The organism is Mariniflexile jejuense (assembly GCF_042675665.1).
GTDB lineage: Bacteria > Bacteroidota > Bacteroidia > Flavobacteriales > Flavobacteriaceae > Mariniflexile > Mariniflexile jejuense.
In genome coordinates this window covers 347,342-360,556 of the sequence record NZ_JBHTJI010000042.1, presented here as the reverse complement: position 1 = coordinate 360,556, position 13,215 = coordinate 347,342, and the positions used below count along the sequence as shown (strand labels likewise).

Below are 13,215 nucleotides of genomic sequence, written 5' to 3'. Positions count from 1 at the left end.
CGCAAAACAAACATATAACTATTTTTATAGTTATACAACTATGTATTTAGTTATTTAACTTAAATTTAAGTTTTTGTTCAAAAAGACACAAAGGCTTTTATAGCTAAAACAAAAACTTTTAATTTTTAACTTTTTAACCTTTAACTTTCATTTATCTTCGCAAAAAATAAAATAAATATGAGTATTATTTGGGTAGTTTTAGGATTTGCATTGTTGGTAATAGGAGGTGAGTTTCTTGTGCGTTCATCTGTAGCATTATCATTTAAGTTTAACATATCTAAAATGGTAATTGGAATGACGGTGGTTTCATTCGCAACTTCTGCACCCGAATTATTGGTAAGTCTTCAAGCAGCATTATCAGGTTCGCCAGCTATAGCAATTACCAATGTAGTAGGCTCAAACATTGCCAATATAGGTTTGGTATTAGGCATTACGGCAATGGTTGGTACTATTGCGGTAGATAAAGCCTTTTATAAACTAAATTGGCCAGTAATGATGGTGTTTTCAATAGTATTATATTATTTTCTTAAAAACGATAATATGCTTTCTGTTTTTGAAGGCGCTATTCTATTTTTAGGCATCATAGTATTTTTAATCATTTTAATAAAAAACACCAAAAAAGATACGGTAGTTGAAGAAGTTGATGAAACTTTGGCGGTTGTTTCTAATTTTAAAATTGGTTTGTGGTTACTTATTGGTGCAGCAGCATTGTATTTTGGTAGTGAATGGTTGGTAATGGGTGCAAAAGACATAGCACTTTCAATTGGGGTAAGCGAAGCTGTAATAGGTGTGTCATTAATAGCTATTGGTACAAGTGTTCCAGAATTGGCAGCATCGGTTATTGCTGCTGCAAAACAAGAAAAAGCCATTTCATTAGGTAATTTAATAGGATCTAATATTTTTAATATTGCTTCGGTTTTAGGTTTAACAGCCATAATAAAGCCTATTCCTGTAACCGAACCTACAATATTAACAAGTGATATTTTTTGGATGTTAGGTTTTGCATTTATATTATTTCCATTAGTATTTTTTGGTAAAAAGTTTGAGATAAATAGAGCTAAAGGTTTTTTGCTAGTTTTTTGTTATGGCATATTTATGGCGTTATTATTCACAAATGGTAAGTAGTTTTGCTTAAACACAAATAAAAAAGGGTTTGCAAATTGCAAACCCTTTTTTATTATGAACAAATTATGTAGTGTTAAATCTTAGCAGATTTAACAGTTTTGATAATTCTTGCTGCAATTTTGTATGGATCACCATTTGAAGCAGGACGTCTATCTTCTAACCAGCCTTTCCAGCCTTTAGTAACAGCGATTAATGGAATACGTATAGAAGCACCTCTATCTGAAACACCATAAGAGAAATCGTTAATTGAAGCTGTTTCATGTTTACCAGTTAAACGTTGATCGTTAAACTCACCATAAACCGCAATATGCTCTTTTACAACAGGACGGAATGCTTCACATATTTTTTCGTAAGTAGCTTTATCTCCACAAGTTCTTAAAGTTGAATTAGAGAAGTTAGCATGCATACCAGAACCATTCCAATCCATATCTTTTCCAAGTGGTTTTGGGTGGTATTCAATATAATATCCGTATTTTTCAGTTAATCTGTCAAGTAAATATCTAGCAATCCATAATTCATCACCAGCTAATTTAGCGCCTTTTGCGAATAATTGGAATTCCCATTGTCCACAAGCAACTTCTTGGTTTATACCTTCAAAGTTTAAACCTGCTTGAATACATAAATCAGCATGCTCTTCAACTAAATCTCTACCGTGTGTGTTTTTTCCACCAACCGAGCAGTAGTACATACCTTGTGGAGCAGGGTAACCACCAACAGGGAAACCTAATGGTAATTGTGTTGCTGTATCCATTATAAAATATTCTTGCTCAAAACCAAACCAGAAATCATCATCAGAATCATCAATAGTAGCTCTACCATTAGATACGTGAGGTGTTCCATCAGCATTCATAACTTCAGTCATTACTAACCATCCGTTTATGCGCTCTGGATCTGGATAAATAGCAACAGGTACTAATAAACAATCTGAAGAACCTCCTTCAGCTTGTCTTGTAGAAGACCCATCAAAAGACCAATTTCCAATTTCTTCAAGCGTACCTTTAAAGTTTTCATGCTCTTCAACTTTGGTTTTGCTTCTCATATTTTGAGTTGGGAAATACCCATCTAACCAAATGTATTCTAATTTAATTTTTGCCATAATAAATATTTTATAAATAAAAGAATTAATAATATTCCAACAAATATATATTTTTATTTACACACTACGTATTTGCTAGGGTGATTATATAAAAACGCAACATATTTTTATTTATCCCCCAATTTTTTAGGGTATATATTAAAAAAAGTATATTATTTTATATAAATATTGAAAAAATGCTAATGTTAAAATAAAACAGATTATTCCTAGAATTGTTACTTTTGTAAAAAAAAATAACAACTTAACTATCTACAGCCAATGTCCACTTTAAGATTTCACGCAATCAAAGAATCATTTACCAACAAACCCATTTTAGTTGAGGAAAAAGAACGTCGTTCAGATCTTTTTGGTAAAAATGTTTTTAATGAAAATACCATGCGTCAATACTTTACTAAAGATGCTTTTGTAGGTGTTATGAATGCTATTCAATTTGGTAAAAAAATTGACAGAAATATTGCAGATCAAGTGTCATCTTCCATGAAAGATTGGGCGTTATCAAAAGGCGTTACACATTATACACACTGGTTTCAACCATTAACAGGAACAACTGCTGAAAAACACGATGCCTTTTTTGAAACTATAGGAAATGGTATGGCAATTGAAAAGTTTGGTGGTAGCCAATTGGTGCAGCAAGAACCTGATGCATCTAGTTTTCCTAGTGGTGGTATTAGAAATACGTTTGAAGCAAGGGGTTATACCGCTTGGGATCCAACATCGCCAGCATTTATTTATGGTACAACACTTTGTATACCAACCATATTTGTAGCGTATACAGGTGAAGCGTTGGATTATAAAACACCACTTTTAAGGGCTTTAAATGCGGTTGATAATGCTGCTACCGATGTTTGTAAATATTTTGATAAAAACGTAAAAAAAGTAACCTCGTCTTTAGGTTGGGAACAAGAATATTTTTTAATTGATAAGTTGTTAGCTGCTAGTAGACCAGATATTACCTTAACGGGTAGAACGTTACTAGGGCATTCATCTGCAAAAGGACAACAATTAGACGATCATTACTTTGGTTCGATACCTAATAGAGCATTAAATTTTATGCGAGAATTAGAAACCGAGTGTATGCTTTTGGGTATTCCGGTGAAAACACGTCATAATGAAGTTGCGCCTAACCAATTTGAATTAGCACCTATTTTTGAAGAAGCTAATTTAGCTGTAGATCACAACTCTTTATTAATGGATATTATGGGTAGAGTTGCATCGCGACATAACTTTAAAGTGCTATTACACGAAAAACCATTTGCGGGTATAAATGGTTCTGGTAAACATAATAATTGGTCGCTTTCTACAGATACAGGTGTAAATTTATTATCACCTGGAAAAACACCAATGAGCAACCTTCAGTTTTTAACGTTTTTCATTAATACTATAAAAGCAGTGCGCGAAAATGAGGAGTTGCTTCGCGCTTCAATAGCTTCTGCAAGTAACGACCACAGATTGGGTGCAAACGAAGCGCCACCAGCTATCATGTCCGTATTTATTGGCGAGCAACTAACCAAGGTTTTGGAAGAGCTAGAAGGTGTAACCAAAGGGAAACTGTCGCCAGAAGAAAAAACAGAACTTAAACTTAATGTAGTTGGTAAAATTCCAGATGTGTTACTTGATAATACCGATAGAAATAGAACCTCGCCATTTGCCTTCACAGGTAATAAATTTGAGTTTAGAGCTGTTGGTTCTTTAGCAAATTGCGGAAATCCAATGACGGTTTTAAATACTATTGTAGCAAAACAATTAATAGATTTTAAAAAGGAAGTAGATCTTCTAATTGATAAAAAAGGCTTAAAAAAAGATGAAGCGGTTTTTAATGTGTTGCGAGAATATATAAAATCTACCAAAGCTATTTTATTTGAAGGTAATGGGTATGGAAAAGCTTGGGAAGATGAAGCTAAAAAACGCGGATTGAGTAATAACAAAACAACACCAGAAGCTTTAAAAGCTAAAATTTCAAAAAAATCTATTGCATTGTTTGAAGACATGAATGTGATGAGTAAAATTGAATCGCAAGCACGTTACGAAATTGAAATGGAAGCTTACATAATGCACATTCAAATTGAAGGACGTGTATTAGGAGATATAGCTCGCAATCACATTGTGCCAACAGCTGTTAAATATCAAAACATTTTAATTGAAAATGTTAAAGGTTTAAAAGAAATTTTTGAAGCTAAATACAAAACGGTTTCTCAAGAACAAATTATCTTAATCGAAGAAATTTCAGGTCATATTGAAGGTATAAACGCCAATGTAACTAAAATGACCGATGCACGTAGAAAAGCAAATACCATTGAAGATTTAGAACAAAAGGCACTTGCATACTGCAACAACGTTAAACCTTTGTTTGATGATATTAGAAGGCATTGCGATAAATTGGAGTTGCTTGTAGATGATGAAATTTGGCCATTAACAAAATACAGAGAGCTTCTTTTTACAAGGTAAATAAGTTTCAGTGATAGTCATAGTCTGAGTTTTTCAAATTCGTTAATCAAAATTCGTTAATCGTTAATCGTAAATCCTTAACTTTGCACCACAATACAATACTATGAGTCAAGAAGTTTCTAAACGCTATGCGCAACGTGGTGTTTCAGCATCAAAAGAAGATGTACACAACGCTATAAAAAACATTGATAAAGGATTATTTCCTAAAGCATTTTGTAAAATAGTTCCAGATTATTTAACAAATGATGATGATTACTGCTTAATAATGCATGCCGATGGTGCAGGAACAAAATCGTCACTAGCCTATATGTATTGGAAAGAAACTGGCGATATTTCCGTTTGGAAAGGCATAGCGCAAGATGCTTTAATAATGAATATTGACGATTTGTTGTGTGTTGGCGCTACTAATAATATCATGCTGTCTTCAACTATCGGACGAAATAAAAATTTAATCCCTGGTGAAGTGCTTTCAGCTATCATAAATGGAACTGAAGAATTGATTTCAGAATTAAAAAATTTCGGTGTAACCATTCATTCTACAGGTGGTGAAACTGCCGATGTGGGCGATTTAGTGCGAACCATTATAGTCGATTCTACAGTTACTGCACGAATGAAACGTAGCGATGTTATTGATAATGCTAATATTAAAGTAGGCGATGTTATTGTAGGTTTAGAAAGTTTTGGTCAAGCTACTTATGAAAAAAGTTATAATGGCGGTATGGGTAGTAACGGCCTTACTTCGGCGCGTCACGATGTGTTTAATACCTATTTAGCACATAAATACCCTGAAAGTTTTGATGCGTCGGTACCAGAAGATTTAGTGTATTCTGGAAATGTAAAATTAACCGATGCTGTAAAAGATTCTCCAATAGATGCTGGTAAATTAGTATTGTCGCCAACGCGTACTTATGCACCAATCATAAAAAAAATACTATCAGAATATACAAGTGAGCAAATTCATGGTATGGTTCATTGTTCTGGTGGTGCACAAACTAAAATTCTTCATTTTGTTGATGAATTTCATATTGTAAAAGATAATATGTTTCCAATTCCACCACTTTTTAAATTAATACAAGAGCAAAGTCAAACCGATTGGAAAGAAATGTATCAAGTATTTAATTGTGGTCATAGAATGGAATTGTATGTTTCACCAGAAATAGCAGAAAACATTATTAAAATATCGCAATCTTTCAACGTAAATGCTAAAATAATAGGTCGCGTTGAAGCATCAAAAACTAAAAAGCTTACAATAAAAAGTGAGTTTGGAGAGTTTAGTTATTAAATTTTCATCATTTTCGTTTAAATGGAACGATTGTTGATTAAAAATGTAATTTATTAAAACCAACCTTACGTAATTATGAAGTATGTTGCTTTACTAATTGTTTGTTTCTTTTTTCAATTCACACAAGCGCAACCAGATACGCTATTTTTAAAAACAAAAGCACCAAAATATGATGGTCCTGAATGGATTCAAAAAAATAAAGCTTCTGTAAATTTAAACGAAGTTGCTTTTGTTAACTGGAATTCAGGTGGTAGTAATTCTATTTCAGGACTTTTAGGAATGGAATCTTCAGCTAATTATACCGATAAATATTTTACATGGCGAAATAATGTATTAATTCGTTACGGTGTTAATAAACAGCAAGATAGAGAATTGCGAAAAACCGATGATTTGTTTGAATTAAACTCTGATATAGGTTTTAAACCAGATAGCATTACCAATTGGTTTTATTCTGCAAAACTTAATTTTAGAACCCAAATGGCTAATGGTTATAAATATCCTGATAAAAGTACGCCTATTTCCAGACTGTTAGCACCTGGTTATTTGTTTTTTGGTGGCGGTATGGAGTATGGGAAGAATATAGATAAACTGTCTTTTTATTTCTCACCGTTAACATTAAAAGCCACTTTTGTTTTGGATGAAGATTTAGCAAATGCAGGTAAATTTGGGGTAACGCCAGCAGTTTACGATGATGCAGGAAATATTATAACACCTGGAGATCGTGTTAGAAAAGAACTAGGTATTTTAATAAACAACACTTACGAAATGGAAGTTGCAACCAATATTAAAGTAAAACAACAAGTTAGTTTGTATTCAGATTATGTACATAATTTTGGAAATGTTGATGTTGATTGGAGATTAGATTTTGATTTTAAAGTGAATAGTTTTGTGAAAGCAACACTTGGGTCTCATTTAAGATATGATGACGATGTGAAAACAACAAAACCATCAACTACAATTGATGGCGAGTTTGATGAAGCAGGTGCAAAAGTACAATGGAAACAATTTTTAGGTATTGGTTTTGCTGTAGATTTTTAATTAATTACTTCTCTTGTTGTTAAATAAATTTGTTAACTTTTTTATGTTGATAAATTTTTAAAATACTGAAAATCAATTTTTTAACCTGTTTTTAGTGTAAACTTTATGATTTTTATCATGTTTTAAGTGTTATTTTTTTTGTTATTTTATGGTTTCAATCCAATTACCATAAATAAAAATAACAAATGAATCCTGAACTTACCAAAACACATCCAAAAACCTATACACAAGACGAAGCTTTTAAAGCTTCTTTAAACTATTTTAATCAAGATGACCTTGCTGCACGTGTTTGGTTAAATAAGTATGCGCTAAAAGATTCTGAAGGTAATATTTATGAGCTAACACCCAACGATATGCATCGCAGAATTGCTAAAGAATTAGCAAGGATTGAAAAAAAATATGCAAATCCTCTTTCTGAAGAAACTATTTTCGATTTAATAAAAGACTTCAAATACATTGTGCCGCAAGGTAGTCCAATGGCAGGAATTGGCAACCCGTATCAAATAGCATCGCTTTCAAATTGCTTTGTTATAGGAAATGCTGGCGATTCCGATTCGTATGGTGGCATCATGAAAATTGATCAAGAACAAGTGCAATTAATGAAGCGTCGTGGAGGTGTTGGTCACGATTTGTCGCACATTCGTCCAAAAGGTTCTGCTGTTAAAAATTCTGCATTAACTTCTACAGGTATTGTGCCTTTTATGGAGCGATATTCAAATTCTACCAGAGAAGTTGCGCAAGATGGTCGTCGTGGTGCATTAATGTTATCGGTTTCCATCAATCATCCAGATTCTGAAGATTTTATTAATGCGAAATTAGAACAAGGTAAAGTTACAGGTGCAAATGTGTCGGTTCGAATTGATGATGAATTTATGAAAGCTGTTAAAAATGGAACCGAATACACTCAAAAATATCCAATTTTTAGTAGTAACCCAAAAGTTTCAAAAACGATAGATGCAAACGGCTTGTGGAAAAAAATAGTTCATAACGCTTGGAAATCTGCCGAACCAGGTATCTTGTTTTGGGATACAATTATCAATGAGTCTGTGCCAGATTGTTATGCCGATTTAGGTTACAAAACCGTTTCAACAAATCCATGTGGTGAAATTCCGTTATGTCCTTATGATTCTTGTCGCTTGTTAGCAATCAATTTGTTTTCGTATGTTGAAAATCCATTCACTGAAAACGCTAAGTTTAATTTCGAATTGTTCAAAAAACATGTAGCAGCAGCGCAACGTATTATGGACAATATCATCGATTTAGAATTAGAAAAAATTGACAATATTCTTCTTAAAATTAATGAAGATCCAGAATTGGATGAGGTAAAAGCAACCGAGCGCAATTTATGGATTAACATAAAACAGAAAGCTGAAGAAGGCAGACGTACAGGTGTTGGTATTACTGCCGAAGGCGATATGCTAGCGGCTTTAGGTATTAAATATGGTAGTGAAGCAGGTAATGCATTTTCTTTGGAAGTGCATAAAACCATTGCTATTGAAGCTTATAGAGGTTCGGTACATTTAGCAAAAGAGCGCGGTTCGTTTTTAGTTTTTGATGCTGAACGCGAAAAAAACAATCCGTTTATTCAACGTATAAAAGAGGCTGATAGCCAGCTATATTACGAAATGTTGGAATATGGCAGAAGAAACATTGCCCTATTAACCATTGCACCAACAGGAACAACTAGTTTAATGACGCAAACAACATCGGGTATAGAACCTGTGTTTTTACCAGTTTACAAACGTAGACGCAAAGTAAACCCAAATGATAAGGAAGCACGTGTAGATTTTGTTGATGAAGTAGGTGATTCTTGGGAAGAATACGTAGTGTTTCACCACCGTTTTAAACAATGGATGGAAGTAAGTGGTATTGATACAACAAAAAACTATTCACAAAAAGAAATTGATAAACTCATTAAAAAATCGCCTTACCACAAAGCAACATCCAATGATGTAGATTGGATGAGCAAAGTAAGCATGCAAGGGGCTATTCAAAAATGGGTAGATCACTCTATTAGTGTAACTATTAATTTGCCTAACGATGTAAGTGAAGATTTGGTAGGAGATTTGTATTTAAAAGCTTGGGAAGTAGGTTGTAAAGGCGTAACCGTATATCGTGATGGTTCACGTTCAGGTGTTTTAATTGCCAATGATGAAAAAGAAGAAAAGCAACAAGACGGTTTAACGGCATTTCCTATTAAGCGACCACAAACCCTAGAGGCAGATGTAGTTCGTTTTCAAAACAGCAAAGAAAAGTGGATTGCTTTTATAGGTTTAATAGATGGTAAACCTTATGAGATTTTTACAGGATTAGCCGATGATGAAGATGGTATTTTAATACCACGTTGGGTTAATGAAGGTGTAATTATTAAAAACAGAAATGAAGATGGCACATCGCGTTACGATTTTCAATATAAAAACACGCGAGGTTACAAAACCACCATTGAAGGTTTATCGCATAAATTTAATCCAGAATTCTGGAACTACGCCAAACTTATATCAAGCACACTACGTCATGGTATGCCAATTGATAAAGTTGTAGATTTAATTAATAGTTTACAGCTAGATAGTGCGTTTATAAACTCATGGAAAAACGGTGTTGGTCGTGCTCTAAAACGTTATGTTGAAGATGGTACACAAGCCAAAGGTTATGAATGTGATAACTGTAAATCTGAAAATTTAATATACCAAGAAGGTTGCTTAACTTGTAAAGATTGTGGTTCTTCTAAATGTGGATAACCATTTTTATAATATTAAAAAAAGGAAGCTGATTTTTTAAGTTGGCTTCCTTTTTTGTTTTAAGCTTATGCTAAGTAAATATAGCTTCGCAAAGTCTCCTGACTTTGCGGCTTTCTATTTTTTAGTTTTAATTTCTACTTTTAATTGCTTTTTATATTATTCCGCTAAGTCGGGAGACTTTGCGAAGCGGGTGCTAGCATTAGTTATTATTTCAAAAGTTTAATTTTTTCATCAACTAAAGATTCATAAATAAAAGTAGCTATATCTTTGCTTATAAGTTCTGATAAGGCCAAATCCATTACTTTTCCTTTTATTACTTGAGACCAAGTTTTTTTATTCAGTTTTTTAGAAAGACCTCTCAATTCTTCTATTTCGTTAAATATAATTTCTTGACCAAAACCTAATTCTTCTAATTTTTTTAAAACTTTGTCAATTTTTTCATTCGTTTTTAAATTAGTTTTCTTTTTCTGTTTATTTTTATTTAATCTCTTTTTTCGTTCAACATATTCTGCTCCTTTAAGCGATAATTTAATAGAATCTTTATTTGAGTATGTTTGTTCTCTAATTATATAGCCTTTTTTGTCTAAGCTATTACAAATTTCAATTGGTTCATCTTCTCTTGTTTCAATGTTATTTGTTTCTAATAGTATAGTAACAGAGTAATAATTATCTCCATATAGGATATAGAGTTTCTCCAGAATAAAGTCCAATTTTTCTTTGATTGAATTTATTTCGATAGGCACATTTTCTTTGTTGTCTTGCAGACTATTTATAACAGATAAATAATCACGAAGCTTTCTAAATTCATTCAATTTAAACTTGAATTGATTTATTCTATGCCTTATAATGTCTTCTTCAGTTTTATCTGTAAAACCTCCGATTTGAAAAAACATATCAGCTTGTTCATCGTGAGAATATTTAAATTTTTCAATTATACTCTCAGGAATTGGATTAATTTTTTCAGAGACAAACGCAATAATTTGGTCAACCCATTTTTCTGATTCTGTTTTTGAAATATTTTGAGTTTTTATAATATCGTCTGCCTTTATCTCAAATTCAGACAATTTTTTCCAAAATTCAGATAGTTTTCCTTTTATTCTGTATGTCATTTTTTAATTAATGCTAACTTTAATGATATTAAATAGTTTTAATGTTTTATTTCAACAGCCAAACGAAGTTATTTATTTTTTCTTACAAAGTCAAATTTTATAACTTATAAAACGCGCTAAATTTTAGTTTAAATCACATTCTCAACATACTTCTCATTAGGAAACTTTCAGCTATTGAAATTTCATAAATTATCGTATTTTTGCCCCACAATTTAAAAAGGCAGATGTTAGATAAATTACAAATAGTAAAACAGCGTTTTGATGAGGTTAGCGATTTAATTATCCAACCAGATATTATGACCGACCAAAAACGCTACATTGCGTTAAATAAAGAATATAAAGACCTTAAAGTGCTTATTGGTAAACGCGATGAGTATATTGAAGTTACCAACAATTTAGCAGAAGCTGAAGATATTATCTCAGAAGGTGGCGATCCAGAAATGGTAGATATGGCTAAAATGCAGTATGAAGAAGCCAAAGAACGCATACCAAAATTAGAAGACGAAATTAAATTTCTTTTAATACCAAAAGATCCAGAAGATACTAAAAATGCGGTAGTAGAATTGCGAGCAGGTACAGGCGGTGATGAAGCCAGTATTTTTGCAGGCGATTTGTTTAGAATGTACACCAAATATTGCGAAAGTAAAGGCTGGAAAGTTGATACGGTAGATTTTAGTGAAGGTACAAACGGTGGTTTTAAAGAAATCCAGTTTGAAGTTACAGGTGAAGATGTGTATGGAACTTTAAAGTTTGAAGCTGGCGTTCACCGTGTACAACGTGTTCCACAAACCGAAACACAAGGTCGTGTACATACCAGTGCAGCAACCGTAATGGTATTTCCTGAAGCTGAAGAGTTTGATGTGGAAATTAACCCAAAAGAAGTAAGAATAGACTTTTTCTGTTCGTCTGGACCTGGTGGGCAATCGGTAAATACAACCTATTCAGCAGTGCGTTTAACACATTTACCAACAGGTTTGGTAGCACAATGTCAAGACCAAAAATCCCAGCATAAAAATAAAGAAAAAGCTTTTAGAGTATTACGTTCGCGTTTATACGAAATGGAATTGGCTAAGAAAAATGAAGCAGATGCTGCAAAACGTGGTTCAATGGTTTCGTCGGGTGATAGAAGTGCGAAAATTAGAACCTATAATTACCCACAAGGACGTGTAACCGACCACAGAATTGGTTTAACACTATACGATTTATCGAACATAGTAAATGGCGATATACAAAGAATTATTGACGAATTACAATTAGCTGAAAACACCGAAAAATTGAAAGCTAATAGTGATGTGATTTAAATTCCTGCGAAAGCAGGAATCTATATATTAAACCAATTGAAAATTCGTGAATTCGTGGCACAGTAAAATATGACAACAACCCAACTAATAACTGAAATCAAGAAAAAACAATCCTTTTTATGCATTGGGTTGGATGTCGATTTAAATAAAATACCACAACATCTTTTAAAAGAGGAAGACCCAATTTTTGCATTTAATAAAGCTATAATTGATGCAACACATCATTTGTGTGTTTCTTATAAACCCAATACAGCGTTTTATGAAGCTTATGGTTTAAAAGGTTGGAAAGCGTTGGAAAAAACAATCAACTATTTAAACGAAAACCATCCAGAAATTTTCACAATTGCCGATGCAAAACGTGGTGATATTGGTAATACAAGCACTATGTATGCAAAAGCTTTTTTTGAAGATTTAGCCTTCGATTCGGTTACTGTTGCGCCATACATGGGTAAAGATTCGGTTGAACCTTTTTTGGCTTTTGAAAATAAACATACCATCTTATTGGCATTAACGTCTAACCAAGGAGCATTCGATTTTCAAACAAAAACCGTTGAGGGCAAAGAGCTATACAAACAGGTTTTAGAAACCTCTAAAACTTGGAAAAACGCTGAAAATTTAATGTATGTTGTAGGTGCTACAAAAGCAGAATATTTAGCCGATATTCGGAAAATAATACCTAATAGTTTTTTATTAGTGCCAGGTGTTGGTGCTCAAGGTGGCAATTTGCAAGACGTTTGCAAATATGGAATGACAGATAATGTTGGCTTGCTTATAAATTCATCCAGAGGCATTATTTATGCATCAAATAATGAAGATTTTGCAGAAGTAGCTGCGCAAAAAGCAACAGAACTTCAGCAAGAAATGCAAGCTATTTTAACTAAATAGTGCTTTAAATTACATTTTTAGGATAATCAACTTTAGTAATGTCATCTACAAAGTTTGAAATTATTGTTTCAAACTCTTTTAAGCTAATTAGTTTACTAAGGTTGGGTTTAATTTTTCCCACTCTACAAAAATGTGTACTCATAACTTGTTTTTATATAAAGTACGTGAGTTTGGGTTTTTTAGATGTAAGGAAACC

At 32.8% G+C, this 13,215-nt stretch carries 10 protein-coding genes; 7 read left to right on the top strand and 3 right to left on the bottom strand.

What is annotated here, in order from left to right:
• Positions 1-177 precede the first annotated feature (177 nt).
• Entirely contained in the window at positions 178-1,125 is a 948-nt protein-coding gene (locus tag ACFQ1R_RS14635) for a calcium/sodium antiporter (RefSeq protein WP_379927023.1), read from the top strand.
• A gap of 73 nt (positions 1,126-1,198) precedes the next feature.
• On the opposite strand, the gene ACFQ1R_RS14630 is transcribed toward ACFQ1R_RS14635, so the two are convergent.
• On the bottom strand, positions 1,199-2,221 hold the full coding sequence (locus ACFQ1R_RS14630) for a glutamine synthetase beta-grasp domain-containing protein (RefSeq protein WP_379927022.1): 1,023 nt from the start codon (positions 2,219-2,221) through the stop codon (positions 1,199-1,201).
• 258 nt (positions 2,222-2,479) lie between these two features.
• Between ACFQ1R_RS14630 and ACFQ1R_RS14625 the strand changes: the two genes are divergently transcribed.
• The 4 genes from ACFQ1R_RS14625 to ACFQ1R_RS14610 all read left to right on the top strand — a co-directional run bounded on the left by ACFQ1R_RS14625 (position 2,480) and on the right by ACFQ1R_RS14610 (position 9,724).
• Positions 2,480-4,666 carry a glutamine synthetase III family protein gene (locus ACFQ1R_RS14625; protein ID WP_379927021.1) on the top strand — a complete coding sequence of 729 codons (2,187 nt, stop codon included), beginning with the start codon at positions 2,480-2,482 and terminating at the stop codon, positions 4,664-4,666.
• Between the two features lie 103 nt (positions 4,667-4,769).
• Positions 4,770-5,948: an AIR synthase related protein gene (locus tag ACFQ1R_RS14620; RefSeq protein WP_379927020.1), complete on the top strand. Its 1,179-nt coding sequence runs from the start codon at positions 4,770-4,772 to the stop codon at positions 5,946-5,948.
• Between the two features lie 75 nt (positions 5,949-6,023).
• On the top strand, positions 6,024-6,986 hold the full coding sequence (locus tag ACFQ1R_RS14615; RefSeq protein WP_379927019.1) for a DUF3078 domain-containing protein: 963 nt from the start codon (positions 6,024-6,026) through the stop codon (positions 6,984-6,986).
• A 185-nt stretch (positions 6,987-7,171) separates the two neighbouring features.
• Positions 7,172-9,724, top strand: a complete 2,553-nt coding sequence (locus ACFQ1R_RS14610) for an adenosylcobalamin-dependent ribonucleoside-diphosphate reductase (protein ID WP_379927018.1) — start codon at positions 7,172-7,174, stop codon at positions 9,722-9,724.
• Between the two features lie 206 nt (positions 9,725-9,930).
• On the opposite strand, the gene ACFQ1R_RS14605 is transcribed toward ACFQ1R_RS14610, so the two are convergent.
• Positions 9,931-10,833, bottom strand: coding sequence for a hypothetical protein (locus tag ACFQ1R_RS14605; RefSeq protein ID WP_379927017.1), 903 nt, complete (start codon positions 10,831-10,833; stop codon positions 9,931-9,933).
• Between the two features lie 224 nt (positions 10,834-11,057).
• On the opposite strand from ACFQ1R_RS14605, the gene prfA reads away from it, so the two are divergent.
• Together prfA and pyrF are read left to right on the top strand one after the other, a co-directional pair.
• On the top strand, positions 11,058-12,134 hold the full coding sequence (prfA, locus tag ACFQ1R_RS14600) for a peptide chain release factor 1 (protein WP_379927016.1): 1,077 nt from the start codon (positions 11,058-11,060) through the stop codon (positions 12,132-12,134).
• Between the two features lie 69 nt (positions 12,135-12,203).
• Entirely contained in the window at positions 12,204-13,019 is an 816-nt protein-coding gene (gene pyrF, locus ACFQ1R_RS14595) for an orotidine-5'-phosphate decarboxylase (protein ID WP_379927015.1), read from the top strand.
• A gap of 4 nt (positions 13,020-13,023) precedes the next feature.
• Here the strand turns inward: pyrF and ACFQ1R_RS14590 are convergent, their stop codons facing one another.
• Positions 13,024-13,161: a hypothetical protein gene (locus ACFQ1R_RS14590; protein ID WP_379927014.1), complete on the bottom strand. Its 138-nt coding sequence runs from the start codon at positions 13,159-13,161 to the stop codon at positions 13,024-13,026.
• Positions 13,162-13,215 lie beyond the last annotated feature (54 nt).

Coding starts and splice junctions, on each gene's coding strand:
- ACFQ1R_RS14635 (WP_379927023.1), top strand. CDS start 178: ATGAGTATTATTTGGGTAGTTTTAGGATTTGCATTGTTGGTAATAGGA.
- ACFQ1R_RS14630 (WP_379927022.1), bottom strand. CDS start 2,221: ATGGCAAAAATTAAATTAGAATACATTTGGTTAGATGGGTATTTCCCA.
- ACFQ1R_RS14625 (WP_379927021.1), top strand. CDS start 2,480: ATGTCCACTTTAAGATTTCACGCAATCAAAGAATCATTTACCAACAAA.
- ACFQ1R_RS14620 (WP_379927020.1), top strand. CDS start 4,770: ATGAGTCAAGAAGTTTCTAAACGCTATGCGCAACGTGGTGTTTCAGCA.
- ACFQ1R_RS14615 (WP_379927019.1), top strand. CDS start 6,024: ATGAAGTATGTTGCTTTACTAATTGTTTGTTTCTTTTTTCAATTCACA.
- ACFQ1R_RS14610 (WP_379927018.1), top strand. CDS start 7,172: ATGAATCCTGAACTTACCAAAACACATCCAAAAACCTATACACAAGAC.
- ACFQ1R_RS14605 (WP_379927017.1), bottom strand. CDS start 10,833: ATGACATACAGAATAAAAGGAAAACTATCTGAATTTTGGAAAAAATTG.
- prfA (WP_379927016.1), top strand. CDS start 11,058: ATGTTAGATAAATTACAAATAGTAAAACAGCGTTTTGATGAGGTTAGC.
- pyrF (WP_379927015.1), top strand. CDS start 12,204: ATGACAACAACCCAACTAATAACTGAAATCAAGAAAAAACAATCCTTT.
- ACFQ1R_RS14590 (WP_379927014.1), bottom strand. CDS start 13,161: ATGAGTACACATTTTTGTAGAGTGGGAAAAATTAAACCCAACCTTAGT.